20 protein-coding genes and 1 pseudogene are annotated in these 24,698 nt (G+C 65.0%); 13 read left to right on the top strand and 8 right to left on the bottom strand.

Going from position 1 to position 24,698, the window contains the following annotated elements:
• Positions 1-3 precede the first annotated feature (3 nt).
• On the bottom strand, positions 4-984 hold the full coding sequence (locus KM135_RS02105) for a DNA topoisomerase IB (protein ID WP_221712239.1): 981 nt from the start codon (positions 982-984) through the stop codon (positions 4-6).
• Between the two features lie 144 nt (positions 985-1,128).
• Between KM135_RS02105 and fumC the strand changes: the two genes are divergently transcribed.
• The 7 genes and pseudogenes from fumC to KM135_RS02140 all read left to right on the top strand — a co-directional run bounded on the left by fumC (position 1,129) and on the right by KM135_RS02140 (position 8,316).
• Complete coding sequence (gene fumC / locus KM135_RS02110) at positions 1,129-2,514, top strand: class II fumarate hydratase (RefSeq protein ID WP_221712240.1); 1,386 nt, start codon at positions 1,129-1,131, stop codon at positions 2,512-2,514.
• Between the two features lie 164 nt (positions 2,515-2,678).
• Positions 2,679-3,578 (top strand): non-homologous end joining protein Ku, encoded by a 900-nt coding sequence (gene ku / locus KM135_RS02115; RefSeq protein WP_221712241.1) that lies wholly within the window; start codon positions 2,679-2,681, stop codon positions 3,576-3,578.
• Position 3,579: 1 nt separating this feature from the next.
• On the top strand, positions 3,580-4,068 hold the full coding sequence (locus KM135_RS02120; RefSeq protein ID WP_221712242.1) for an MgtC/SapB family protein: 489 nt from the start codon (positions 3,580-3,582) through the stop codon (positions 4,066-4,068).
• Positions 4,068-6,584 (top strand): DNA ligase D, encoded by a 2,517-nt coding sequence (gene ligD, locus KM135_RS02125; protein ID WP_221712243.1) that lies wholly within the window; start codon positions 4,068-4,070, stop codon positions 6,582-6,584. The genes KM135_RS02120 and ligD overlap by 1 nt, the downstream gene beginning before the upstream one ends.
• A 219-nt stretch (positions 6,585-6,803) precedes the next feature.
• Complete coding sequence (locus tag KM135_RS02130; protein WP_221712244.1) at positions 6,804-7,178, top strand: PRC-barrel domain-containing protein; 375 nt, start codon at positions 6,804-6,806, stop codon at positions 7,176-7,178.
• A gap of 63 nt (positions 7,179-7,241) precedes the next feature.
• Positions 7,242-7,427, top strand: a complete 186-nt coding sequence (locus tag KM135_RS02135; protein ID WP_221712245.1) for a DUF3008 family protein — start codon at positions 7,242-7,244, stop codon at positions 7,425-7,427.
• Between the two features lie 38 nt (positions 7,428-7,465).
• Positions 7,466-8,316, top strand: a pseudogene (locus KM135_RS02140) (SDR family oxidoreductase).
• On the opposite strand, the gene KM135_RS02145 reads toward KM135_RS02140, so the two are convergent.
• Positions 8,313-8,789 (bottom strand): Lrp/AsnC family transcriptional regulator, encoded by a 477-nt coding sequence (locus KM135_RS02145; protein WP_221712246.1) that lies wholly within the window; start codon positions 8,787-8,789, stop codon positions 8,313-8,315. The pseudogene KM135_RS02140 and the gene KM135_RS02145 overlap by 4 nt on opposite strands.
• 124 nt (positions 8,790-8,913) lie before the next feature.
• Between KM135_RS02145 and KM135_RS02150 the strand changes: the two genes are divergently transcribed.
• The 5 genes from KM135_RS02150 to KM135_RS02170 are packed head-to-tail and all read left to right on the top strand — an operon-like array spanning position 8,914 to position 14,235.
• Positions 8,914-10,143: a thiamine pyrophosphate-dependent enzyme gene (locus KM135_RS02150; RefSeq protein WP_221712247.1), complete on the top strand. Its 1,230-nt coding sequence runs from the start codon at positions 8,914-8,916 to the stop codon at positions 10,141-10,143.
• Positions 10,144-10,153: 10 nt separating this feature from the next.
• A complete protein-coding gene (locus tag KM135_RS02155) occupies positions 10,154-11,158 on the top strand; it encodes an alpha-ketoacid dehydrogenase subunit beta (RefSeq protein ID WP_281422123.1) in 1,005 nt (334 codons plus the stop codon).
• Between the two features lie 2 nt (positions 11,159-11,160).
• Positions 11,161-12,471, top strand: a complete 1,311-nt coding sequence (locus KM135_RS02160; protein WP_221712249.1) for a dihydrolipoamide acetyltransferase family protein — start codon at positions 11,161-11,163, stop codon at positions 12,469-12,471.
• Positions 12,468-13,856 carry a dihydrolipoyl dehydrogenase gene (lpdA, locus tag KM135_RS02165; RefSeq protein ID WP_221712250.1) on the top strand — a complete coding sequence of 463 codons (1,389 nt, stop codon included), beginning with the start codon at positions 12,468-12,470 and terminating at the stop codon, positions 13,854-13,856. Before KM135_RS02160 ends, lpdA begins: the two co-directional genes overlap by 4 nt.
• The gene (locus KM135_RS02170; protein WP_221712251.1) at positions 13,849-14,235 is read left to right on the top strand and encodes an acyl-CoA thioesterase; all 387 of its coding nucleotides are present in this window, start codon (positions 13,849-13,851) and stop codon (positions 14,233-14,235) included. The genes lpdA and KM135_RS02170 overlap by 8 nt, the downstream gene beginning before the upstream one ends.
• A 421-nt stretch (positions 14,236-14,656) precedes the next feature.
• Here KM135_RS02170 and KM135_RS02175 read toward each other — a convergent pair whose 3' ends face one another.
• Positions 14,657-15,226 carry an outer membrane protein gene (locus tag KM135_RS02175; RefSeq protein WP_221712252.1) on the bottom strand — a complete coding sequence of 190 codons (570 nt, stop codon included), beginning with the start codon at positions 15,224-15,226 and terminating at the stop codon, positions 14,657-14,659.
• A gap of 209 nt (positions 15,227-15,435) precedes the next feature.
• Here KM135_RS02175 and KM135_RS19660 point away from each other — a divergent pair, with 209 nt between their 5' ends.
• Positions 15,436-16,152, top strand: coding sequence for a dioxygenase family protein (locus tag KM135_RS19660; protein WP_246605659.1), 717 nt, complete (start codon positions 15,436-15,438; stop codon positions 16,150-16,152).
• 12 nt (positions 16,153-16,164) lie between these two features.
• Here KM135_RS19660 and KM135_RS02185 read toward each other — a convergent pair whose 3' ends face one another.
• The 5 genes from KM135_RS02185 to KM135_RS02205 are packed head-to-tail and all read right to left on the bottom strand — an operon-like array spanning position 16,165 to position 24,696.
• The gene (locus tag KM135_RS02185) at positions 16,165-18,240 is read right to left on the bottom strand and encodes a beta-galactosidase (RefSeq protein ID WP_221712254.1); all 2,076 of its coding nucleotides are present in this window, start codon (positions 18,238-18,240) and stop codon (positions 16,165-16,167) included.
• On the bottom strand, positions 18,237-19,643 hold the full coding sequence (locus tag KM135_RS02190; RefSeq protein WP_221712255.1) for a glycoside hydrolase family 140 protein: 1,407 nt from the start codon (positions 19,641-19,643) through the stop codon (positions 18,237-18,239). The genes KM135_RS02185 and KM135_RS02190 overlap by 4 nt, the downstream gene beginning before the upstream one ends.
• Before the next feature lie 14 nt (positions 19,644-19,657).
• Complete coding sequence (locus KM135_RS02195; protein WP_221712256.1) at positions 19,658-20,911, bottom strand: MFS transporter; 1,254 nt, start codon at positions 20,909-20,911, stop codon at positions 19,658-19,660.
• Positions 20,908-21,591, bottom strand: a complete 684-nt coding sequence (locus KM135_RS02200; RefSeq protein ID WP_221712257.1) for an aspartate/glutamate racemase family protein — start codon at positions 21,589-21,591, stop codon at positions 20,908-20,910. Before KM135_RS02200 ends, KM135_RS02195 begins: the two co-directional genes overlap by 4 nt.
• Positions 21,592-21,594: 3 nt before the next feature.
• Complete coding sequence (locus KM135_RS02205) at positions 21,595-24,696, bottom strand: alpha-L-rhamnosidase (RefSeq protein WP_221712258.1); 3,102 nt, start codon at positions 24,694-24,696, stop codon at positions 21,595-21,597.
• Positions 24,697-24,698: the final 2 nt, after the last annotated feature.

Consider the following 24,698-nt stretch of genomic DNA (forward strand, 5'->3'; position numbering starts at 1 on the left):
ATGCTAGCCTGCGTCTTCCAGACAATCGATCAGTCCGCGTTCGTAGCGGCTCAGCCAGCGGGTCTTGCGCGGAAGGCGCAGCGTCTCGCGAAACGCATTGGCGCGCTCCTTGGCGATGTCGATCAGCACTGGATGCACATAGGATTTCCGCGCGATGGCCGGCGTGTTGCAGAGATGCCCGGCGACATAGGCGAGCATGTCGTTGAGGCCCGTGCCGCTTTCCTCCGCCAGCCATTCGAAGGCCAGCGCGCTCGCGCGCCAGGTGCGGAAATGCTTGGCGGTGAAATCCGCGCCCATCGTCTCGCGAATATAGTCGTTGACCTCGGACGAGCTGATCGGCGCCGGATCGCCATCCTCGCGCAGATACTGGAAGAGGTGCTGGCCGCGCAGGTCCTGCATCTGCTTGACGAAGCGGATCAGCCGCGTGTCGGTCATGCCGATTTCACAGAGCTTGCCTGACTTGGCCTTGAAGCGGAGCATCAGTCGCTTGCCGGCGACTTTCGCGTGGCGCCTGCGCAAGGTGGTCGCGCCGAAGCTCTTGTTCGATTTGGCATAGGACTCGTTGCCGATGCGGATGCGCCCGCTGTCGAGCAGGCGGACAATGGATGCGATGGCGCGCTGCTGGGTGAGGTCGCGCCCCGCCAGATCGTCCTCCACGCGCGCACGGATGAGCGGGAGTAGGCGGCCGAACTGTTCGCAGCCGTCGAACTTCGCGGTCTCGCGCGCCGCGCGGAAATCGGGATTGTAGCGATATTGCTTGCGTCCGCGCGCATCGAGGCCGGTCGCCAATATGTGCGCCCGCTCGCTGGGCGCGAACCAGGCATCGCTATAGGCCGGGGGCAGGCCGATGCGATTGAGCCGGTCGATCTCGTCGCGATTTGTAATGCGCCCGCCGGCCGGATCATAATAGGCCCAGTGGCCCCGCAGCTTGCGGCGGCTGATGCCCGGCAGGCTATCATCGACGAAGATGAGGCGTTGCGTCATGATGCTCCAACATGAAGATCCGGTGCGCCCACAATGCGCGAACCGGGCATTTGGAGCCGGAACGGCTGCGATGCGTTGTCGTAGAAGCTTGTCCGGCAAGCCTTTCGCGCTCATGTGAATATGCGCCCAGCGAGGAGACTCCCCATGACCGACACCCGCATGGAAAGTGACAGCATCGGCGCGATCGAGGTCCCAGCCGAGGCCTATTGGGGGGCACAGACCCAAAGAAGCATCGAGAATTTCCCGTTCGGCGAGACAGAGCGCATGCCGCGCCAGATCGTCCATGCGCTGGCGATTGTGAAGCAGGCGGCGGCGCGGGTGAACCGGGCGCATGGGCTGGATGCGAAACTTGCCGACGCGATCGAGAGCGCGGCGCACGAGGTGGCGGCCGGCAAGCTCGACGATCAGTTCCCGCTCGTCATCTGGCAGACCGGCAGCGGCACGCAAAGCAACATGAACGTCAACGAGGTGATCGCCGGGCGCGCCAATGAGGCGCTGGCGGGCACGCGGGGCGGCAAGAGCCCGGTGCATCCCAACGATCATGTGAACATGAGCCAGTCGTCCAACGACAGCTTCCCGACCGCGCTGCATGTCGCCGTCGCGCGCATGGCCACGGACGATCTGTTGCCGGCGCTCGATTATCTGCGCGACCTGTTCGATGCCAAGGCGAGTGCCTGGGGCGGGATCGTGAAGATCGGCCGCACCCATCTGCAGGATGCGACGCCGCTGACGCTCGGCCAGGAATTCTCCGGCTACACGCAGCAACTCTCCAATTGCCGCGAGCGCATCGCCCATGCCGTGATGCATGACGTCATGGCGCTGGCGCAGGGCGGTACGGCGGTCGGCACCGGCCTCAATGCGCCGGAGGGCTTTGCCGAGGCGGTCGCCGCGGAGATTTCCCAGCTCACCGACATGCCGTTCTACACGGCGGCTAACAAGTTCGAGGCGCTGGCCTCCAACGATCCGCTGGTCCATGTATCGGCCGCGCTCAACACGCTGGCGGTTGCTCTCACCAAGATCGCCAATGATATCCGCCTGCTGGGCTCCGGGCCGCGCTCGGGGCTGGGTGAGCTGGACCTGCCCGCCAACGAGCCGGGCAGCTCGATCATGCCGGGCAAGGTGAACCCGACGCAGTGCGAGATGCTGACCATGGTGGCGGCGCAGGTGATCGGTAATCATCAGGCGGTGACCGTGGGCGGGCTCCAGGGGCATCTGGAGCTCAACGTGTTCAAGCCGATGATCGGCGCTGCCGTGCTGCGTTCGATCCATCTGCTCTCGGTCGGCATGGAGAGTTTCGCCGAGCGCTGCATCGAGGATCTGAAGCCCAATGAGGTGCGGATCGCCGAGCTGGTCGATCGCTCGCTGATGCTGGTGACGGCACTGGCGCCGGAGATCGGCTATGACAATGCGGCCAAGATCGCGAAGCACGCGCATGAGAAGGGGCTGACGCTGAAGGAAGCGGGGCTGGCGCTCGGCTTGGTGGACGAGGGGGCATTCGATCGTTTCGTGCGGCCGGAGAAGATGGTTTGAAGAGATTAGCCCCTCCCCTTCAAGGGAGGGGTTGGGGTGGGGCCTTCGACGTTCCGGATCGCTGCGCGACACCCACCCCCTACCCCTCCCTTGAAAGGGAGGGGCTTTAGGATCACGACGGGAACCATATCCCCCATCCGAACCTTCTCCAGCAGGAGGTTCCCATGGCCGCACGCGCATATTGGCAAGGACAGATCAAGCTCGCTCTGGTCTCGATTCCGGTCGAAATCTACCCGGCCACCAAGTCGGGCGCGGCGATCAGCTTTCATCAGATCCACGAGCCGAGCGGCAAGCGCATCCGTTACGAGAAAGTCGCGCCCGGCGTCGGCCCGGTGGACCGCGACGAGATCATGAAGGGCTTCGAGGTCTCCAAGGGCAACTATGTCCTGCTCGACGACGAGGAGATTGAGGCCGTCAAGATCGAGAGCCGCAAGACGCTGGATCTGGTCCAGTTCGTCGAGGCGGACGAGATCGACGTGCTCTACTACGAGAAGCCCTATTTCGTCGTGCCGGCGGACGATCTGGCGGAAGAAGCCTATGTCGTGCTGCGCGATGCGCTGCGCCAGACCAAGAAGGTCGGGCTGGGCCAGCTCTCGGTGCGCGGGCGCGAGCAGCTCGTCTCGATCAAGCCATGCGGGCGCGGGATGGTCATGGAAGTGCTGCGTTATGCCGACGAGGTGCATAAGGCGCAGAGCTATTTCCGCGAGATCGAGGACATGAAGCCGGACGAGGACCTGCTCGATCTGGCGACGACCTTGATCGACAAGAAGACCGCGCCGTTCAAGCCCGCGGAATTCCACAACCGCTATGTCGAGGCGCTTGAGCGGCTGATCGAGAAGAAGCGCAAGGCGCGCGGCGGCAAGCGTATCCTGGAGGATGTCGGCGAGCCCGATCGGCCGAGCGGCGCAAACGTCATCGATCTGATGGCCGCGCTCAAGAAATCGGTGGGGGAGGGCGGGCGGAGCGCGGCCAAGGCGGTGTCAGCGAAGGCAGCTCCGGCGAAGAAGTCCCCCATGCGCAAGCCGGCTGCAAGCAAGACTGCACCCAAGCGCAAGAGCGCCTGACATGGAGCTTAATGCGGGGACGCCCCTTCACTGGATCGATACGGACGTGCTGCTCCGTTTGGGCCTGGCGGCGTTGCTCGGCCTGGCCCTTGGCCTCGACAGAGAGCTGAAAGGCAATGCGGCGGGGATGCGCACGCATGGCCTGATCTGTTTCAGCGCGTCGGTCATGACGGTTTGCTCCATCGCGCTCTATCATCAGCTCGGCGGGCAGGAACATGGCATGGACCCGCTGCGCATCTTCGAGGGTGCGGGTGCGTTCGTCGGTATCATCGCCGCCGGATTGATCGTGATTAGCAAGGGTGAAGTGCATAATCTGACAACGGCGGCCCATATCTGGCTGGCGACGGTGATCGGTATCGCGTGCGGTGCCGGGCAATGGCCTCTCGTGCTGGTGGCGGCGATCGTCGCGGTCATCATGATGACCGTGCTGCGCGTGGTCGAGAAGCGCTGGATCGAGCCGCATGCCAAGGGGCAAGTGGAGGAATCCTGATGGCACGCAACGCGCTCGCCACCTACAATGCCAAGCGCGACTTCAAGAAGACGCCGGAGCCGGCGGGCAAGGCCGAGCGCAGCGCGGGCGGCAATCTCTTCATCGTCCAGAAGCACGACGCGACGCGGCTGCACTGGGATTTCCGGCTGGAAGTGGACGGCGTGCTCAAGAGCTGGGCGGTGACCAAGGGGCCGAGCCTTGACCCGGAGGACAAAAGGCTCGCGGTGCGGACCGAGGATCACCCGCTCTCCTATGCGCGGTTCGAGGGGATCATTCCCGAGGGCGAATATGGCGGCGGCACGGTGATGCTCTGGGATCAGGGGACCTGGGCACCTATCGAGGGCAAGAGCGCGAAGGACATCGAGCAGGGCCATCTCCATTTCACGCTGCAGGGCGAGCGGATGAAAGGCGAATGGCTGCTGGTGCGGATGAAGCCGCGCCCCGGCGAGAAGCGCGAGAACTGGCTGCTGCGCAAGATCGCGGACGGCGAGGAAGGATCGGGTGACGATCTGGTCGAGCGCGGGCTGACCAGCGTGCTGACGGACCGGACGATGGCGCAGATCGCGGCCGACCGGAAAGGGACGCAATCGCTCGCCGGGAAGAAGGGCAAGGACTTCAACGCTGCCATGGCAGCGGCGGCCAGGCACAATTCCAAAGCCGGAGCGCCCGTCCGCAAGCGCAAGAGCACGGCCAGGCTGCCGCGCTTTCAGCCGGTGCAACTCGCGACCTTGGTCGATGACGTGCCGACCGGCAACGAGTGGATGCATGAGATCAAGTTCGACGGCTATCGCGCGTTGATCGCGGCAAAGGGCGAGGAGGTGCGGGTCTACACGCGCTCGGGCCTCGACTGGACGGAGAAGTTCGCACCCCTGGCCGAACAGGTCACCGCGCTCGATCTGCCCGCCAGCCTGATCGACGGCGAAATCGTCGCGTATGACAAGGACGGCAATCCGGATTTCTCGGCCTTGCAGAACGTCCTCAAGCGCGGCCATGGCGCCCAGAAAGCGAGCGACAGCTTCGCCTTTCATGCGTTCGATCTGCTCTCGCTCGACGGGCAGGACCTGACGGCGCTGCCCAATATCGAGCGCAAGGAGCGGCTGGAAGCGCTGCTCGCGGAGGCACAAGCGCCGATCCATGTCGCCGATCATGTCATCGGCGCGGGCGAGAAGCTGTTCGCGGCAATGTGCAAGGCCGGGCAGGAAGGGATCATCGCCAAGCGGATCGACGCGCCTTATCGCGGCGATCGCACGCGCAACTGGGTGAAGGTCAAATGCACGCTGCGGCAGGAGTTCGTGATCCTTGGCTGGACGAAGAGCAGCGCGCGCGGGCGGCCGTTCTCATCGCTTCTGCTGGGGCAGAAGGAGGGCGGCAAGCTCAGCTATAAAGGTAAGGTCGGCACGGGCTTCGACACGGATATGCTGGCCGATCTGGCGAAGAAGATGGAGCCGCTCGCGCAGGAGAAAGCGGCGGCCGAGGTGCAGCGAACCGAAGCACGCGGCGTCCAGTGGATCAAGCCGAGGCTCGTCGCCGAGATCGCCTTTGCCGAGTTGACGGCCGAGGGTCGCGTCCGCCACGGCAGCTTCATTGCGCTCCGCTCCGACAAGGAGGCCAAGACCGTGACACCGGAAACAGCCGAGCCCGCGCCCGAACCGGCGACGGACATCCGCATCACCAATCGTGACCGCGTGGTGTTCCCGGAAAGCAACCAGACCAAGGGCGATCTGGCGGACTATTATCGAGCGATCGCGCCGCTGATGCTGCCCTTTGCCGCGAACCGGCCGGTCAGCCTCGTGCGCTGCCCGCAGGGCCGCGCAAAGAAGTGCTTCTTCCAGAAGCATGACAGCGGCTCGTTCGGCGACCATGTCTTCCATGTGCCGATCGTCGAGAAGGACGGCGGGGCGGAGGATTATCTGTTCATCCGCGATGCCGAGGGAATCCTCGCCTGCGTCCAGATGGGCACGATCGAGTTCCACGGCTGGGGCTCTAAGGTCGAGGATGTCGAGCTGCCGGACAAGATGATCTTCGATCTCGATCCGGACGAGGGCCTCGACTTTGGCGAGGTGAAGCGCGCTGCACGCGACATCCGCCGCCAGCTTTCCGATCTTGGGCTTGTCAGCTTCGCTATGCTTTCGGGCGGCAAGGGCGTGCATGTCGTTGTGCCGCTGACGCCGGGCCATGACTGGGAGGCGCACAAGGGGTTCTCGCATCGCTTTGCCGAGGCGCTGGCTGCGGTAGAGCCGGAGCGGTTCGTCGCGACGATGAGCAAGGCGAAACGCAAAGGCCGCATCTTCATCGACTATCTGCGCAACCAGCGTGGCAGCACCGCCGTCCTGCCCTATTCCGCCCGCGCCCGGGCGGGCGCGCCGGTGGCCGTGCCGATCTCCTGGGACGAGCTCGATGCGATGAAGGACGCGCATCCCTTTGATATTGGCGATGTTTCGACCTTATTTGAACGCTCTCGGGACAAGGCATTGCGCGGTTGGGGCTTCGCGGCACAGGCGCTCCCCGATTTATAAGTCATGGCGCGGCGGGTCGTCGGCGAAGTTGCGCCGAAGCGTTGAAACCATGTTCTCGTCCATCCGTTGAGGAAGGGAAAGGCGACGAGCGAGATGCCGCCGCCGATGAGACGGAAGGGCCAGGCATTAGCCGGCCCGGACGGACCCCGGTCCCGGCAGGTTCGGGCGAACCCCAGCTGTGGACCGGGGATGCCGCAATTCATGAGAAAGGAGCCAATCATGGCCGAAACACTTGCCGTTGAAGAAACCAATCGGCTCATCGCGTCCGACAGGGTCGAAGGCACTACGGTCTATAATCGCGCGGGCGAGAAGCTCGGGAGCGTCAAAAACTTCATGGTCGATAAGCGCAGCGGCAAGGCGGACTACGCCGTGCTGCAGTTCGGTGGCCTGTTCGGCCTCGGCAGTGATCATTATCCCATCCCGTGGGATATGCTGATCTATGACACCGACCTTGGCGGCTATGTCGTGGACATTGATAAGTCGCGGCTCGAGAATGCGCCGCGCTACACAGCCGAACATGCCGAGCCGGCCTACGACCATGTCTATGGTCGCCAGGTCTACGGCTATTGGGGCGTACCTTATCCGTTCATCTGACGATGAACGCGGCCGCCGGCCGGGCTTGTCATGAGTCCGGCCGGCTGCACAGGAGTTTGATCCATGCCGGCGAAATCGAAAGCGCAGCAGAAGGCTGCGGGCGCGGCGCTGTCTGCCAAACGCGGCGATACCAAGAAGAGCGAACTCAAGGGCGCCTCGCGCGATATGTATGAGTCCATGAGCGAGAATCAACTCGAGGATTTCGCCCACACCAAGCACAAGGGCAAGCCGGAGCATGTAGACCGGTAAGTCGACCAAAGGGGGCTCACTCAACAGGAGCATGAGCCATGGCCGACACGGCCGAAATGATCCACGAAGATGCCCTGCCGGGCCATGAAAGCCAGCTCGAACCCAAGCCGGACTGGACGCCGCGCTATCCGGGATCCGATCGTCTCAAGGGTAAAGTCGCGATCGTCACCGGAGCGGACAGCGGGATCGGCCGCGCCGTCGCGGTCCTCTTTGCTCGCGAAGGCGCGGATGTCGTGATCGCCTATCTTTGCGAACATGACGATGCGGAAAAGACTCAGAAGCTCGTTGAGGCTGAGGGAGCCCGCGCCATGGCTTTCGCAGGAGATCTGGGCGAGCGGGAGACATGCGATCGCTTGGTGGAGCGGACGATCTCGGCATTTGGCCGCATCGATATTCTCGTCAACAATGCCGGCGAGCAGCATCCCGACAAGAAGATCGAGGACATCACGGAAGAGCAGCTTCGCCGCACCTTCCAGACCAACATTTTCGCCATGTTCTTCCTGACCCAGGCCGCGATCCCGTACCTGCGCGAAGGCGCGTCTATCATCAATTGCACCTCGGTCACGATGTACAAGGGATCGAAGGAACTGCTGGACTATTCGAGCACCAAGGGCGCGATAACGGCGTTCACGCGCTCGCTCAGCGAAAATCTCATCGAGAAAGGCATCCGCGTGAATGGCGTCGCGCCGGGTCCGATCTGGACTCCGCTCAATCCGATGGGGGTGCCACCAAGGAGAAGCTCGCGCATTTCGGCGAGAGCACACCGATGGGCCGGCCCGGCCAGCCCAATGAAGTGGCGCCGAGCTTCCTGTTCCTGGCTTGCGAGGATTCGAGCTATATGAGCGGGCAGGTGCTGCATCCCAATGGCGGGATTGTTGTTGGGAGTTAGAGTCCCTCGATCGGCAAGTCGGTGGTCTGCTTCACCGTCTTCAGCGAAAAGCTCGAATTGACCGAGGCGACGCCGGGCAGGTGCAGCAGCACCTTTTTGAGAAAGCGGTCATAATCCTCGATGCTCCGGCACAGGATGCGCATCAGATAGTCACTCTCTCCGCTCATCGAGAAGCAGGAGACCACCTCGGGATGGCTGCGCACGGCATCCTCGAACCGGTCGAGCGTGTCGCCGTCATGATGGCTGAGGCGGACATGGGCGAAGACGTCGACGATGAAGCCGAGGCGCTTGGCGTCGAGAATGACCGCGCGGCGGGCGATGAAGCCTTCATTCTCCAGTGCCTTGAGCCGGCGCCAGCAGGGCGTCTGCGAGAGGCCGATGCGCTCGGCAAGCGCGCTGACCGTGATATCCGGCTCTTCCTGCAGGACAGAGAGTATCTTGCGATCGAACCCGTCGAGAGAATGATGTTCCACTTCAGGCGCTCTCCAAGGAACCCTTTTCCCGAATTATCGGTTTTGGCGGACAAGAAAGCAATGTTGTTTCACGGCGCTGTGTGAGACAATCCGGCTGAAGAACAGATCCATGGAGAGTTTTGCGATGAGGAATGACCGGTCATTCTCTCTTCACATTCCCGAGCCCGATGCGCGGCCCGGGGAGGTACCCGATTTCTCCCATCTCCATCTCGCGCCCGCCGGCGCGACCGAGCGTCCGTCTCCGGATACGCCCGGCCTTGAGCTGCGCGAAATGCCGTTCCGCTTTATGCGCGTGCTGGACGAGGATCATCGGGCGGTCGGCCCCTGGGCACCGCGGATCGATCCCGAGATGCTGCGCAAGGGTCTGCGCGCGATGATGCTGACCCGCATCTTCGACGATCGCATGTTTCGCGCCCACCGTCAGGGCAAGACCAGCTTCTACATGAAGTCGACCGGCGAGGAGGCGATCCCGGTCGCGCAGTCGCTGCTGCTCGGCGCGGGCGACATGTGCTTTCCCACCTATCGCGTGCTCGGCTGGCTGATGGCGCGCGATTATCCGCTGCCGGATCTGGCCAACCAGATCTTCTCGAACGAGAAGGATCCGCTGCGCGGCCGTCAGTTGCCGATCCTCTATTCGGCGCGCGACTACGGCTTCTATTCGCTGTCCGGCAATCTCGGCAGCCGCATGATCCATGCGGTCGGCTGGGCCATGGCCTCGGCCTACAAGCAGGACGACAAGCTGGCGCTGGCCTATGTCGGCGACGGCACGACGGCGGAAGGCGACTTCCACGAGGCTTTGACCTTCGCCTCGGTCTATCACGCGCCGGCGATCCTCTGCATCACCAACAACCAATGGGCGATTTCCAGCTATTCCGGCTTTGCCGGGGCGCAGGAAGCGCCGCTGGTGGCGCGCGCCATCGGCTTCGGCATGCCGGGGCTGCGGGTGGACGGGAATGACTTCCTGGCGATCTGGGCGGCGACGCAATGGGCGATCGAGCGGGCGCGGGCCAATATGGGCGCGACCCTGATCGAGTTCGTGACCTATCGTGTCGCGGGGCATTCGACCTCGGACGATCCGACCAAATATCGCCCGAGTGACGAGGCCAATCACTTCCCGCTCGGTGACCCGCTGGAGCGGCTGAAGCAGCATCTCATTGCGCTCGGCGAATGGGACGAGGAGCGCCACGCCGCGCTCACGCAGGAGCTGGACCAGGCCGTGCGTCAGGCAATGAAGGACGGCGAGGCGATCGGCACGCTCGGCAAGTCCAAGCCGCCGGTCAGCGAGATGTTCGAGGGCGTGTTCAAGGAGCCCGACTGGCGCGTGATCGAGCAGCGCCGGGAGCTTGGGGTCTGACATGCCGACGATGAACATGATCCAGGCGATCAACAGCGCGCTCGACGTGATGCTTGAGCGCGACCCGGACGTCCTGCTGTTCGGCGAGGACATCGGCTATTTCGGCGGCGTCTTCCGCGTAACCGACGGGCTGCAGGCCAAATATGGCAAGAACCGCTGCTTCGATACGCCGATTGCCGAGGGCGGCATCATCGGCGCGGCGATTGGCATGGGCGCCTACGGGTTGCGCCCGGTCGCCGAGATCCAGTTTGTCGACTATATCTTGCCGGCCTATGACCAACTCGTCTCCGAGGCGGCGCGGCTGCGCTATCGTTCGGGCGGCGAGTTCTGGGCGCCGATCACGGTGCGGTCGCCTTATGGCGGCGGCATCTTCGGCGGTCAGACGCACAGCCAGTCGCCCGAGGCTTTGTTCGCGCATGTCGTAGGGCTGAAAACGGTGATCCCGTCCAATCCCTATGATGCCAAGGGGCTGCTGATCTCCTGCATCGAGGATGACGACCCGGTCATCTTCATGGAGCCAAAGCGCATCTACAATGGCCCGTTCAACGGCAAGCATGACGAGGCGCTGAAGAACTGGGCGGGCGATCCGAGCGCGGACGTGCCCGAGGGTCATTATACGGTGCCGCTCGGCAAGGCGGCGATTGCACGCGAGGGCAAGGACGCGACCGTGCTGGCCTATGGCACGATGGTGCACGTGGCCAAGGCGGGGATCGAGGACAGCGGGGTCGATGCGGAACTCATCGACTTGCGTTCGATCGTGCCGCTCGACATCGAGACGATCGTGGCTTCGGTGGCCAAGACCGGGCGCTGCGTCATCCTGCACGAGGCGACGCGGTTCGCGGGCTTTGGCGGCGAATTATCCGCGCTTATCCAAGAGCGCTGCTTCTGGGCGCTCAAGGCGCCGATCGCGCGGGTGGCGGGCTGGGACACGCCTTATCCGCACGCCTTCGAGCTGGATTATCTGCCGGGCCCCGGGCGCCTTGCCGCCGCGCTCGTCAAGGTGATGGAGGACTGACGATGGGCCGCTATCTCTTCCGCCTGCCCGATGTCGGTGAGGGTGTCACCGAGGCCGAGATCGTCGCCTGGCATGTGAAGCCGGGGGACAAGATCCGCGAGGACGACAATCTGGCGGACGTCATGACCGACAAGGCGACGGTCGAGATGACCTCGCCGGTCGATGGGACCGTGACGGCGGTTCATGGCGATGTTGGCGCGATGCTGGCGGTGGGCGCCGTGCTGGTCGAGCTGGAGGTCGAGGGCGAGGGCAATGCCGCTTCTGCTCCCCTCCCGCCCGCGGGAGGGGACGGGGGAGGGCCTGATATCGTGCAGGCGCAGCCCGAACCGGCGCCGTCGAAGCCCTCCCCTAGCCCCTCCCGCAAGCGGGAGGGGGATGAGGTTGCGTCCACACGCAAGTCGGTGGCGCTTCCCAGGGTCGACATTCCCATCGGCCGCAAGGAAGCGTTTGCGGCCCCCGCCACGCGGCGCCGCGCGCATGAGCTTGGCATTCCGCTTCAGTTCGTGCCCGGCACGGGTCCCGGCGGCCGCATTCTGCCTTCCGATCTCGACGACTTCATCGCGGCGGGCGGCATGACCCGCGCGCCCGGCGGTCTGGCTGTGCGGACTGGCGGCGAGGAGATCAAGATCGTCGGCCTGCGCCGCCGCATCGCCGAGAAGATGCAGGAAGCCAAGCGCCGCATCCCGCACATCGCCTATGTCGAGGAAGTCGACGTGACCGAGCTGGAAGCGCTGCGGGTGGCGATGAATGCCAAGCCCGCAGAGGGCCAGCCGAAGCTCACTTTGCTGCCGTTCCTCATCCGCGCGCTTGTGCGTGCGTTGCCGGACTTCCCGGAGGTCAATGCTCGCTTCGACGATGATGCGGGCGTGCTGCACACCTCCGAGGGCGTGCATGTCGGCATCGCGACACAGACCCCCGGCGGCCTCATGGTCCCCGTCGTGCGCCATGCCGAAGCAATGAGCCTCGCCGAACTCGCCCGCGAGATCACGCGCCTCTCGGTGGCGGCGCGCGACGGCAGCGCCAAGCGCGAGGAACTGTCCGGCTCCACGATCACGATCACGTCGCTCGGTCCGCTCGGCGGCATTGCGACGACGCCGGTGATCAATCATCCGGAAGTCGCGATCATCGGGCCGAACAAGATCGTCGAGAAGCCGGTCGTGCAGGGGCCGTTCGTCGGCGTGCGCAAGGTGATGAATATCTCCTCGTCGTTCGATCACCGGATCGTCGACGGCTATGATGCCGCGCTGTTCATCCAGGAACTGAAGAGGCTCATCGAGCATCCGGCGCTGATCTTCATGGGAGACGGCGCATGAGCAAGACGCTGCGCCCCAAGGTGCTGGTTGTCGGCGGCGGGCCGGGCGGTTATGTCGCCGCGATCCGGGCGGGCCAGCTCGGGCTGGAGACGGTGCTGGTCGAGGCGGAGAGGCCGGGCGGCACCTGCCTCATCAAGGGCTGCATCCCGTCCAAGGCGATCATCCATGCGGCCGGGCTGTTCGAGGAGATGACACGGGCGAGCAGCGTGGCGGGGCATCTCGGCATCAGGCTGGAGACCGTACCGAAGCTCGATCTGGCAGCGACGATGCGCTGGAAGGACGGGGTGGTCGACAAGCTGACGGGCGGCGTCGCTGGGCTACTGCGCCGGGCGCATGTGACGGTGCTGAATGGCTGGGCGAGCTTTGCCGACGCCAAGAGCTGCGCGGTCGAAACGGCGGACGGAACGGTGAAGATCGAGCCGGAGCATGTGATCCTCGCGACGGGATCGGTGCCGGTCGAGCTGCCGAGCATGCCCTTTGGCGGCAATATCCTCTCGTCGACCGAGGCGCTCTCGCTCACAGACTTGCCGCGCACGCTCGCGGTGGTCGGCGCGGGCTATATCGGGCTGGAGCTCGGCATCGCTTTCGCCAAGCTGGGCGTGCGGGTCGCGCTGGTCGAGGTGGCCGAGCGCATCCTGCCGCTCTATGACGAGGCACTGACCCGGCCGGTTGCCGACTGGCTGCACAAGCATGACGTCGAGATGCACCTGCAGGCCAAGGCGCTCGGCACCTCCGCGCGCGGGCTCGACATCGAGACGGCGCTGAGCGATCGCTTTACCATTCCGGCCGAGAAGATCCTCGTCACCGTTGGCCGCAAGCCGCGCACCGAGGGGTGGGGGCTGGAGAAGATGGCGATCGAGATGGAGGGCCGCTTCATCAAGATCGACGAGCGTTGCGCCACCTCCACGACCAACGTCTGGGCGATCGGCGACGTGACCGGCGAGCCGATGCTCGCCCACCGCGCCTCGGCGCAGGGCGAGATGGTCGCCGAGATCATCGCCGGCAAGCGCCGCCGCTTCGACCCCGCCGCCATTCCCGCGATCTGCTTCACCGAGCCGGAGATCGTCTCGGTCGGCCTTGATGCGCCCGGCGAGGAGCATGTCGTCGGCCAGTTCCCGTTCATGGCCAACGGCCGCGCGCTCAGCATGGATGCCGGCGATGTCGGGACGTTCGTGCGGACCATTGCCGAGAAGAACAGCGGGCGGATCGTCGGAATCCAAGGGGTTGGCAAGCATATCTCCGAACTGGCCGGAGAGTTCGTCACGCTGGTCGAGATGGGCGCTACGCTCGAGGATCTCGCGGGGATCATCCACGCGCACCCGACGTTGGGCGAGGCGACCCATGAGAGCGCACTCAAGGCGCTCGGTCACGCGATCCATGTCTGAAGTGCTGCCCGCCGAGCAGCCGACCATCCGCGTGACCGCCATGCCGGCCGATGCCAATTTCTATGGCGATATCTTCGGTGGCTGGCTGGTCGGGCAGATGGACTTGGCGGCGAGCGCTCTTGCCTCGCGCCGGTCGAAGGGGCGGGCTGTGCTGGCCTCGATGGAGCGGATCGATTTCCATCAGCCGGTGAAGGTTGGGGACGAGGTCTCCATCTATACGCGCATGGACCGGATCGGGCGCAGCTCGATGCGGATCGCGGTCGAGGCCTGGGCACGGGACCGCAATGGCGAGGCGGTGGCCAAGGTGACGGATGCGGTGATCACCTTCGTCGCGATCGACGAGAATGGCCGTGCGCGGGAGGTCGGGCGCGACTCCTGACGGGATGCGTGGTTTGGGCGGTCGAAGTGCGGGTGTTGGCTTATCTTCACGCGGACGTGCAGGTTTGTGCCGGTTAGGCGCTGAGCGCTGAGGGACGGGAAGCGCGCTTTTCTGCGGGGTTCCGGGCTTGGCTTCGCTAACTTCCCTCATATCGCGCATGGTGAACGCGAAAGCTCCTCTCGCAGGTGAGCGGAGGGTATTGATTTCAGGGGATTTTACGAAGTCAAAGAGCGACGGGCGCGAGGTGGCGCTTGCGGACTTCCTAGCATGAGGGGTGGGTTGTAGGACAGGGATGGCAACGTCGTCATTCCCGCTTTCGCGGGAATGACTTGGTTTGGGTCGGGGCTGGAGCGCCAGAGCGCATCGTCGTAGCACCACCCCAACCCCTCCTCTGAAGAGGAGGGGTAAGGCAGGGCAGTCGTCAGAAGCGATACGACACGCCGGCCAGCACCTGGTGACGCTCGAACTTCGCATTTTCCTGGCCGAGATCGGCGTAGCGATATTCGAGACGGGCGGAGATGTTGTCGGTCAGCTTGCGCTCGGCGCCGCCGCCGACGAACCAGCCGTCGAGCGTGCGAAGGTCGCTGCTGGTGACGTTCGCCACGGTGGTCGTGTAGCGGGCGCGGCTGTTCTGATAGCCGCCACGGACGTAGAGAAGGTTGTTCTCGCCCACGACATAGCCGGCGCGGGCCGAGAGATCGAAGCTGTGCAGCGGATCGATGCGCGCGGCGTTGTTGCCGGACGGGCCGATGCGATCCTCGGCCGCAATCGAGAAGCCGCCTTCGACGCCGAGCACGATGTTGGGCGTCACCTGCTTGTCATAGCCGGTGAAGACGCCCGCGACGGCCGCGTCGCGATCGTCCTGGATGGCAACGTCGTGATTCCAGCCGGCCTGGACGCCGACATAGGGGCCGTCGAACGACTGCGCGGAGGCTGCGGCCGGGACGAGCGCCGTCGCTGCCAGAACGCTGGCGATCAGGGTGCGGTTCATGTGTAAGTCCTTTTACGTTGGGCGCAGCCGGGCATCGCCTGCCTCGCGGACGAGACGGTGTGTCTGCCACCCCCTTTTGAGAGATGACCCTTGGGTCGGTTGATCAGGACGAGGCGGGAGACCGCAGCGGCAGGGGAAGCACCATGGCCTTCCGCCTCATTCCATACCGATCGATATAATAATAGGCCGGGCGGCTTCAAGGGGTATTTATGTATCGGTCGGTATTTTCTCTAGAGGGGGAGGAAAATATCTCTTTCAGGGAAGGGGTTGGGACCCGGTGCGGCCGAGAATTGGGGCGCGCGTCTCGCTCAAACACCGAAGCCGCGCTTCGCCGAAGGCATTATTTTTGCACGCGGAGACGCAGAGGCGCGGAGGAAGCAGCGCTTTTTTTCCGCGTCTCTGCGTCTCCGCGTGAATCAGAAAATGCTGACCTGTGGTCGGCTGCCGATCTGGCCGAGAGCATCGGGGGAGGGCGGCTGCACGTCGTCGGCTCGGTGTGCGGGGTCGAGGGCTCTGCGATCCCGAACGCTACCGTCGATTTCTGGCAGGCGGATCATGAGGGCAATTACGAAGCCCAGCTCGGTGCCGACGAGCCGCGGCTCCGCGCGATCCTATCCACGGATGCGGCCGGCAAGTTCGACTTCTGGACGGTCATGCCGCTCGGCTACACCATTCCGATGGACGGGCCGGTCGGCGATCTCATCGGCCGCACGGCCATCTCCAACTATCGCCCGGCGCATATCCACTTCATCGTGAGCGCACCGGGCTTCGGCACGCTCGTCACGCACCTCTTCCCGGAGGGCGCCGACTATCTGGACGACGATGTCGTCTTCGGTGTCCGGCCGCAGCTGGTCGTGCCTTTCAAGGCCGTCGCGGCCTCGCACCATGAAGTGCGCTATGACTTCGTCCTGACGGCGTCCGACTGAACGGACCTTGCCTCAGCGCTGAAGGACCGCCACGCCCTCGGGCGCGAGGCTGACCTTTCTCACCTTGCCGCTGCCCAGAATGTCGGTCATCGCCGACGGCAGGGCGACCTCGCGCGCCTCGCGGCCATGGTTCACGAGGATCACGATCCGCTTGCCATTGCCTTCGCGCGTCATCAGCTCGACATCCGCTGGCACCCCGAAATCGCGAACGACCCCGGCATCGCCCAGAGCGGTGTCCATCAACCCCTTCATGACCGCATCGTCGACCAGTGCGCCGACATAGGTGATCCGGCCCTTGCCGACCTTGCGACTGATGACCGCGGGCTTGCCGTCCAGCCAGCCGTTCGCCTTGCCATAGCGCAGAAGCACCTGCGTATCGGGCGCGCTGGTGGAGAGAAGCTCGGCCCAGATGCTCGCCTTGCCCGATCCGACCGAGATCTCTTCGTCGAGCGCGTAATATTGCTCGACCTGACCGCCGAGCAGCGTGGCCAGCGGACCGGGCTGTCGCACCGTGTCGAGCCGATTATACTCGTCCTTCATGCCCGAGCGCGGGCCGAGGATGAGATGTCCGCCGCCCTGCACATAGTCGGTCAGCCGCTTGGCCATCTCATCGGTGATGACGTTGAGGCTCGGCGCGACCACCAGTCTGTAGCGCGCGAGCGGCGCCTCGGCGGCTTCGACCATATCGACCGCGCCCAGCGCGTCCTTCAGCGGCTGATAATAATCAAGCAGCGTCTCGATCTGGTCATAGTCCTTGTGGTGCAGCTGGAAATCGATCGCCCAGCGGCTCGGATAGTCCTGCAATATGGCGACCGGCGAGATCGGCGTTGTCCCCTTGAGCGCGGCTGACGCCTTGGCGAAGTCGCGGCCGATCTGCTGCACTTCGGAGTAGATCGGCAGAGGCCTTCCGTCCGGGCCGACGATCGAGCCGTGCATCGTTTCCTGACCGTTCAGCGCGTTGCGCCACTGCCAATAGAGCACGGCATCGGCGCCATGGCCGACCGATTGCCAGGCGAGCGCGCGCGTCTCGCCGGGGTAGAGCATGTTCGAGACCGGCGCCCAGTTCACGAAGCCGGGTTGCGTCTCCATCACCCAGAAATTCTGCCGTTTCCAGCCGCGCACCAGATCGTGCGTCGCACCGTTGCGATAGGCCTTCAAGTGACCCATGCCGACATAATCGTCCCATGAGGTCACATCGAGGTCGCGGTTCATCTCGTAGCGGTCGAAGCGGTTGGCCCAGCCGAGGCCACCGAAGTTGATGGTGATGAACTGCTTGTCGCCAATGACGGCGCGGATCGCATCGAGCTGGTTGCGATGGAAGGCGCGCCATTGCGAGGTGACGAAGCGCTTCAGCTCCAGCATCCAGCCGGGATTGGCCTTGTCGGTATTGAACGGCACCTGCTCCCAGTCCGTATAGGTCTGCGACCAATAAGCCGTGGTCCAGGCTTCGTTGAGCTTGTCGAGCGTGCCATAGCGCTGCTTGAGCCAGGCGACCCAGGCCGCGCGCGCTTCCGGGTCGTAGCTTTCGTCGGTCGGCTCATTGCCGATCTGCCAGCCGATGACGTTCGGCTCGTTCTTCACGGCCTCTGCCATCTTCGTGACGATGATCTGCGCGAACTGGCGGTAGCGCTGCGAGGAGATGGAAAATTGCCGGCGTCCGCCATGGCCGAGGCGTTTGCCATTCCCGTCGATCTGCAGCGTGTCGGGATATTTCTGCGTCATCCAGGCAGGCGGGGTATCGGTCGGCGTCCCGATCACGACCTTCATCCCATATTTGCCGGCGAGGCGGACGGCGCGGACCAGCCAGTCCATCTCATATTGGCCTTCGGTCGGCTCCATCCTGCTCCAGGCATATTCGCCGATGCGCACGACATTCGCGCCATGGCCCTGCATCAGGCGCAGGTCTTCCTCCCAGGCGCTCTCGGGCCACTGCTCGGGATACCAGGCCGATCCCAGCCAGAGCCGCTCGTGCGCAACGTCGCGCGCGGCAGCTGATGCCTTGGCGGCGGGCGTCTGCGCGACAGTCGGGAAGGCCGCAGCGCTCGCCAGCAGGGCTGCGGCAGCGAGGCGGAAGGCGAGCGTCTTCATGGATTGGTCCTCGTCATGGCGTCATCGTCGAGCAGCAGCGCCCAGTCGTTGCCGGGGGCAGGGGTGCCGGGCGGCGTGAAGATGCGCGTGCCCTTGTTGGCGAACGTACCGATCGGCTGCGTCTGGCCCGTCCGCGGATCGAACCAGGCGGCGCGGACGCGCTTGCCGCTGATCTTGCCCATCTGCACGCGGAAGGGCTTGCCGGTGTAGCTGTAAGCGATCGCATAGCTCAGCCCGCGCGTCGCGGCGACGCGCTCGTAGCGCGTGCCATTGTCGAGGATCAGCGACTGATCGGGCACGCGCTCGAGGAAGGGGCGCGAGAGGATCAGGTCCTTCAGATGATGCATCTGCAGTGCGCCCGGCGCGGTCAGCGCCTCGGTCCAGGAGAGGCTGGGCCAATAGGCATTGGCCTCTTTGCCGCGCACGAAGAACTGCATGACGCTGTTCTCGCCATAGGTATGACCGAAGGCGCCCGCGAGCACCGACCACCACGCATAGCGCCGCACGTCCGCCGGCCCCCAGCGCGGCTCCGGCTCACGGTCGAGGCCGTGCGGGATGTTCTCGTAAGAAGGCTCGCCGTCGATCGTCGGCTTGGCCGGGCTGCGCGAGAGATCGTCCTGCGTGTAAACCCAATTATCCTCGCCGCGCGCGTTGAGCTGCTGGTCCTGCGCGTAGCTCTGGTGGCCGGACTGGTACATGTTGAAATCGAGCCAGGCTGCCTTGTGAAACATCCAGGAGGAGCTGGCGCGGCCGGCCGGGTGATAGGTCATGAGATGAGCGGGATCGATCGCGCGGATCGTCTTGCCGAGCAGGTCCCATGCCAGCGGTGACAGTTCGGGATAGCGATCGCCGCCATTCATCCAGATGAGATTGGGTTTAGACTTATAACGCTCTGCGACGAACGTGCCGATCACCGGCGCGGTGCCGGCATTGAGCAGGCGGAAGTCGGCGAAGTCGCCCCAGACCGGTACCAGCGCGATATACAGCCCATGCGCCGCCGCCCGGTCGAATACCCAGTCGAGATGATCCCAATAATCATATTCGCCGGGCTTGTTGAGGTCGTTGCCCGGCGTAATGCGCGGCCGGGTTAGATCGCCATCGATCAGGGCCGCGCCCGCCACCGGATTGGCCATGTTCGGGCGATGCAGCATCATCACCTGGATGACATTGTAGCCCTGTGCCCCGCGGGTCGCGAGATAGTGCTCGGTCTCCTCGCGGTTGAGCTTGCCGAGCAAAAGCCAGCCGGTATCGCCGAGCCAGAAGAACGGCTTCCCGCCTGCTTCCAGATAGCGGCCATTGGCGGAGACCTTGAGAGGTGGGGTCTTGTCCTGCGCGAGCGTCGGCGCGGCCATCGTCGACAAAGCGACGGCGGCCATGGCGGTCATCAGCTTGCGCATTCTCATCCCTTCGCTCCCGCTCAGGCCGCGACAGGCGCGGGCTTGTGATCGAACCCTTTGCTGCAATCGATGAAGGCGAACAGGGCGGCGGCGAGCACGACCATCGCCGCAATGCCCTGCAGCGGCAGATTATAGTTGCCGGTCGCGGCGACCACGTAGCCGAAGGCGACCGAGCAGACGAAGCCGCCGAGATTGCCGGCCGTGTTCATGACGCCGCTCGCCGTGCCGCCGTAGCGCCCGCCGATAGACATGCACATCGCCCAGGCGGCCGGCAGCATCAGGTCCATGACCATGAAGGCGAGGCCGGCGAGAACCACGATGGCGACCTTGCCGGTTGCCAGGCTCATCGCGACCAGCAGCGCGGCCGTCAGCGTCAGACAGACGCTGGCGATCAGACTGTAGGCCCGGCGCATGCCGATGCGCTCGGCCAGCCGGTCGCACAGGTTGCCGCCCACGAGATTGCCGACGATGCCGAGCAGGAACGGAATGGAGCCATAGAGCCCCATTTCCTCGACCGTGAATCCGGCGCCCTTGACCATCCAGGTCGGGAACCAGCCGAAGAAGAACCAGCTGCCGAAGGCGTAGAAGCAATAAGCGGCCGAAATCAGCCAGAGCTGCGGCAGGCTCATCAGCTTGCGCCAGGGCGTGCCCGCATGACCGGCGCTCTCGTCGGTGCCGATGAGCGCGACTTCCTCCGCCGTGATGCCCGGCTGATCGGCGGGGCGATCATGGAACCAGCGCCACCAGACGACCGCCCAGATGAAGCCGACCGCGCCGAGAATGACGAACACCGCTTGCCAGCCGAGATATTTGTTGGCCGGCACCAGCAGCAGCGGTGCAAGCCCGCCGCCGAGGCGACTGGCCGCCCAGATGACGCCCTGACCCCGTGCGCGCTCGCGCGCCGGCAGCCAGCGGTAGAGCACGCCGGTCATGTTGGGGTAGGCGCCCGCCGCGCCAAGACCGAACAGGAAGCGCGCCCCGGCCAGCTGCCAGAAATTGCGGCAGACCGCCGTGATCGCCGTGAAGAACGACCACCAGACGGTGATGCGCATCAGCTCCTTGCGATAGCCATGCTTGTCACCCATCGCGCCGGAGGGGATCTCGAACACCGCATAAGCGATGACATAGGCGCTCAGCACCCAGCCCCATTCGTCCGGCGTGATGCCGAGGTCCTTCTGGATCGTCGGCCCTGTCACGGCGATCGCGAGCCGGTCGATGAAGGTGATGATCGACAGCGCGGCGAGGAAGCCGAGGACGGCGCGCCGTTTGGTCACTTGCCGGCGCCCTGGCTGAGGCCCGCGAGCACATCGCGCGCATGCAGCATGCCAAGCTCGGGGCTGGCATAGACCGGCGCGGACACGGCGCCTTCGGGCAGGCTCGCGACGACGCGCGCCATGGAGGCCTGCGCGAGGACGATGGCATCGACGCCCTTGAGCCCGACGGTCAGGCCTTCGCCGACGATGCGGTCATGCGTGGCGCCGTCGCCGGCCATCACGGCGTCGAACGCGCCTTCGCAGAGATGCTCGACCAGCTCGATCTCCTTGCCCCGCTCGGCGGCGACGCGGCGGATGAGATCGGCCGTGGGCGCGAGCGTGGTCGAAAGCGTCGCCACGACGCCGATGCGCTTGCCTGTCGTCACGGCTTTCTCGGCCATCGCGCGGTCGACGCGCAGCACGGGCTGATCGTAAAGCTCGGCCGCCATCTCGACGGCCTTGCCGATCGACGAGCACGTCACCGTCGCGACGTCGCAACCGGCATCGAAGGTGGAGCCGATCAGCCGGATGACCTGGCGCATCGTCGCCTTCTGCAGATGGCCGGCGGCGATCGTGTTCTTGATCGTGCTCTCGTCGACGAAGTGCAGCAGCTTGACGTCGGCGGGCATGATGCGCGCGGCGATTTCATTGAACACGCCGGCGAGCATCGGCGAATTATGGACGAGTCCGAGCGTGGGCATGGTTCATTCCTCTCCGGATCTTTTGAAATCGTGGCTCCCAGAGCCGACCGTGATGCGGGTGGCCGTGCCGTCGCCGGGCAGACTTTGGCCGCCTGCGCGCCAGCCATTGCCGGGCAGTTCAACCTCGGCCGTCGCATTGGCAGGCACTGTCAGTCTGAAGCGCGTGAGACCGCTCGCGTCACCGTCGGTCTCGGCCGTGATCGTGCCGACGATCGAGTCATAGCGTGCGCTCACGCGGCCGATCGCCGGATACCAGAGCGGCCGCGCGGCGATCGTGCGGAAGCCGGGCGTCGCAGACGCGATACCGGCCAGGCGCCGATAGAAGAAGCCGACGATCGCGCCGAAGGCATAGTGGTTGTAGCTGTTCATCGACAGGTCGCCGGTGTCGCCGTTCCAGCGCTCCCACATCGTCGTCGCGCCCTGGCTCGGCATATAGCCCCAGCTCGGATAGCGCGTCTGGAGCAGCAGTCCGGCGACTTCCTCGTGCAGTCCGGCGTCGGCGAGCACGTCGAGGATGTAGGGCGTGCCGAGAAAGCCGGTCGAGAGCTTCATGCCGCGCGCGCGGATGTCGCGAGCCAGCACTTCGGCCGCCGCTGCACGATGTGCGTCCGGCACCAGCCCCATATGGAGCGCCAGCACCTGACTGCATTGGCTGCCATTGCCGGCCGTGCCGTCCTCGCTGACGAACTCTCGCGCGAAAGCCTCGCCGATCCGGTCGCGCAACTGGCGATAGCAGCGGGCATCGCCATTGCGTCCGGTCGCGTCCGCCATGTCGGCCATGAGCTCGGCGCACCACGCCCAATAGGCGGTCGCGCACAGGACGCGCGGCGTCGTCTCGTCATCCGGCTTGATCGCGTCGACCGAGAGCCAGTCGCCCAGATCGAGCCCGCGATCATTGCGCCAGATGCCGTCCGGATTGGCGCGCGCGACATAAGCCATCCAGCCTTCCATCGCGTCCCAGTTCTCGTCGATGACGGCCGTGTCGCCATAGCGCTGCCAGAGCTGCCAAGGCAGGATGATGCCGGCCTCGCTCCAGCCCGCCGTGACGACGTCTGGGAAGGAGAGGGGCTGCGGCACCACGATCGGATAAGCACCGTCCTCCCGCTGTGCGGCGCGCGCCTCCAGCAGGAAGCGGCGGATGAACGGGTCCACGTCCATGTTGAAAGCGGCCGCGTCGAGAAACACCTGGATATCGCCCATCCAGCCCATGCGCTCGTCGCGCTGCGGGCAATCGGTCGGCACGGCGAAGAAATTGCTGCGCTGGCTCCAGAGCGCATTCTGCCAGATGGTCTGCAGCAAAGGCGCGTCCGGGAAGGTCATGCTGCCGGTCTCGGCGCAAGCGCTGTTGACGACGATGCCCTCGATGTCGTCCGCCGTCGGCACGCCGGGATAGCCGACGACCTCGACATAGCGGAAGCCATGATAGGTGAAGCTCGGTTCGAAGCTTTCCTCACCGTTGCCCGCGAGGATGAAGGTGTCCGTCGCTCGGGCGAGGCGCAGGTTCGCGAGATCGGCCGTGCCGTCCGGATTGAGCAGTTCGGCGAATTTGGCGGTGATGATCGTTCCCGCTGGACCGTTCGCCCGGATGCGGACCCAGCCGGAGAAGTTCTGACCGAAGTCGAACAGATAGCGGCCCGGCTGAGGTTCCTGCACGCTGAGCGCGCGGCGTGTGCCGATGCGTGCCAGGACAGGGGATGTCTGGGCAATCAGGCGCGTATCCGGTTCCGCGCCCCGCACGGCACCCGCCCAGTCGGCATCGTCGAAGCCCGCACTGTCCCAGCCTGCCTCTTCGAGCCGGGCATCTCGCGTTTCGCCGTCATAGATTTCGGATTTGGTGATGGCCGAAGGGGCAAGGCGCCAGTCTGGCCCGGTCGTCACCCATTCGCTGCTGCCGTCCGCATAATCCAGCCGCAATTGTGCCCGGAACCTGCGCGGCGCGGGTCCGAAGCCATAGCGCTCGATCCGCCAGCCGAACGGGCTCGCATACCAGCCGTCGCCGACAGTGGCGGCAAAGGCATTGGCGCCGGGCTGGATCAGATCGGTGACGTCATGAACCTGATAGAGGACATGATCCTTCGCGACGCTGATCTCGGGCGCGAGGATCGCGTCGCTGACGGCCTGGCCATTGATGCGTGCATCATAGGCGCCGAGTGCCGTCGCATAGAGACGCGCGACGACGACGGGTTTGTCCGGGGTGAATTCGGTCCGCAGCAGCATTGCCGGTTCGCTGGGGCGCGGGTCGCCCTGCGCCCAGCTCGTGCTCAGCACGACGTTCGCCCAGCCGCTTGCGTCGAAGTCCGGGGCCGTCCAGCCTTCGGTCGGGTTGGGCATGACGCGGAACGCCTTGCCGACGATGCGATCGATGCTGCCGTCCGTCCGATGCAGGCGAACGAGCGCGGCGAAGGCGCCGCCATCCACGGGGAAGAAGCCGACCGTGTCCGCCTCGACCAGTGCGCAGACGCTGTTGCGGCCGGGCCGGATCTCGCCTTCATAAGGCGCAAGCGTGCCCCAGAAGGGCAGATAGGTGTCCCAGTCGAAATGCCAGTCGAGCGGCGACTTTGCCCCGTTGACCCAGACGCCGCGCAGATGGTCCTTGCCGGCAATCAGCACCTCGGCACGGACCAGATCGTCCGGGGCCTCGAAATCGAGGCGGAAGGCATGGGGGCGATCGTCGAGCGCCTTCTCGCTCCATACCCAGCTCACGCCCGCGGCGCGCTCGGCAGCGGCGAAGCTGTCTTCGGCCTCGATCCAGTCCGCCCGCCAGCCTTCGGTCGAGAGCAGGCCGGCCTCGAACCAGGACGGCGCGGAGAGGGCCGTCGCGCCGGTGTTGTCGGTCACCTCGACCGACCACCAGACGCGCTGCATCGATTGAAGGGCGGGGCCACCATAGACGATGTCGAAACTCGCATCGCTTGCAACACGCCCGGAATCCCAGAGCAGCGCGCCGCCTTCCAGCGCCTCGCTGCTCGCTGCGGCGCGGATGCGGTATCGGGCCTGCGCAGCATCGGGCGCGTCGCTTTCAATCCGCCACGACAGGCGCGGACGTGTGACTTCCGTGCCGAGCAATTCGACGGTGTGTTCGGTGCGCAGATCGACGACAAGCATGG

The sequence above is a fragment of the Sphingobium xanthum genome (genome assembly GCF_019737615.1).
Lineage (GTDB): Bacteria > Pseudomonadota > Alphaproteobacteria > Sphingomonadales > Sphingomonadaceae > Sphingobium > Sphingobium xanthum.

What these genes read in the sequence shown, in the direction of transcription:
- KM135_RS02160 (WP_221712249.1), top strand. Translation starts at nt 11,161, where the DNA reads ATGGGCCGCTATCTCTTCCGCCTGCCCGATGTCGGTGAGGGTGTCACC.
- KM135_RS02120 (WP_221712242.1), top strand. Translation starts at nt 3,580, where the DNA reads ATGGAGCTTAATGCGGGGACGCCCCTTCACTGGATCGATACGGACGTG.
- ligD (WP_221712243.1), top strand. Translation starts at nt 4,068, where the DNA reads ATGGCACGCAACGCGCTCGCCACCTACAATGCCAAGCGCGACTTCAAG.
- KM135_RS19660 (WP_246605659.1), top strand. Translation starts at nt 15,436, where the DNA reads ATGTATCGGTCGGTATTTTCTCTAGAGGGGGAGGAAAATATCTCTTTC.
- KM135_RS02105 (WP_221712239.1), bottom strand. Translation starts at nt 984, where the DNA reads ATGACGCAACGCCTCATCTTCGTCGATGATAGCCTGCCGGGCATCAGC.
- lpdA (WP_221712250.1), top strand. Translation starts at nt 12,468, where the DNA reads ATGAGCAAGACGCTGCGCCCCAAGGTGCTGGTTGTCGGCGGCGGGCCG.
- KM135_RS02200 (WP_221712257.1), bottom strand. Translation starts at nt 21,591, where the DNA reads ATGCCCACGCTCGGACTCGTCCATAATTCGCCGATGCTCGCCGGCGTG.
- fumC (WP_221712240.1), top strand. Translation starts at nt 1,129, where the DNA reads ATGACCGACACCCGCATGGAAAGTGACAGCATCGGCGCGATCGAGGTC.
- KM135_RS02185 (WP_221712254.1), bottom strand. Translation starts at nt 18,240, where the DNA reads ATGAAGACGCTCGCCTTCCGCCTCGCTGCCGCAGCCCTGCTGGCGAGC.
- KM135_RS02205 (WP_221712258.1), bottom strand. Translation starts at nt 24,696, where the DNA reads ATGCTTGTCGTCGATCTGCGCACCGAACACACCGTCGAATTGCTCGGC.
- KM135_RS02130 (WP_221712244.1), top strand. Translation starts at nt 6,804, where the DNA reads ATGGCCGAAACACTTGCCGTTGAAGAAACCAATCGGCTCATCGCGTCC.
- KM135_RS02190 (WP_221712255.1), bottom strand. Translation starts at nt 19,643, where the DNA reads ATGAGAATGCGCAAGCTGATGACCGCCATGGCCGCCGTCGCTTTGTCG.
- KM135_RS02135 (WP_221712245.1), top strand. Translation starts at nt 7,242, where the DNA reads ATGCCGGCGAAATCGAAAGCGCAGCAGAAGGCTGCGGGCGCGGCGCTG.
- KM135_RS02155 (WP_281422123.1), top strand. Translation starts at nt 10,154, where the DNA reads ATGAACATGATCCAGGCGATCAACAGCGCGCTCGACGTGATGCTTGAG.
- ku (WP_221712241.1), top strand. Translation starts at nt 2,679, where the DNA reads ATGGCCGCACGCGCATATTGGCAAGGACAGATCAAGCTCGCTCTGGTC.
- KM135_RS02175 (WP_221712252.1), bottom strand. Translation starts at nt 15,226, where the DNA reads ATGAACCGCACCCTGATCGCCAGCGTTCTGGCAGCGACGGCGCTCGTC.
- KM135_RS02150 (WP_221712247.1), top strand. Translation starts at nt 8,914, where the DNA reads ATGAGGAATGACCGGTCATTCTCTCTTCACATTCCCGAGCCCGATGCG.
- KM135_RS02170 (WP_221712251.1), top strand. Translation starts at nt 13,849, where the DNA reads ATGTCTGAAGTGCTGCCCGCCGAGCAGCCGACCATCCGCGTGACCGCC.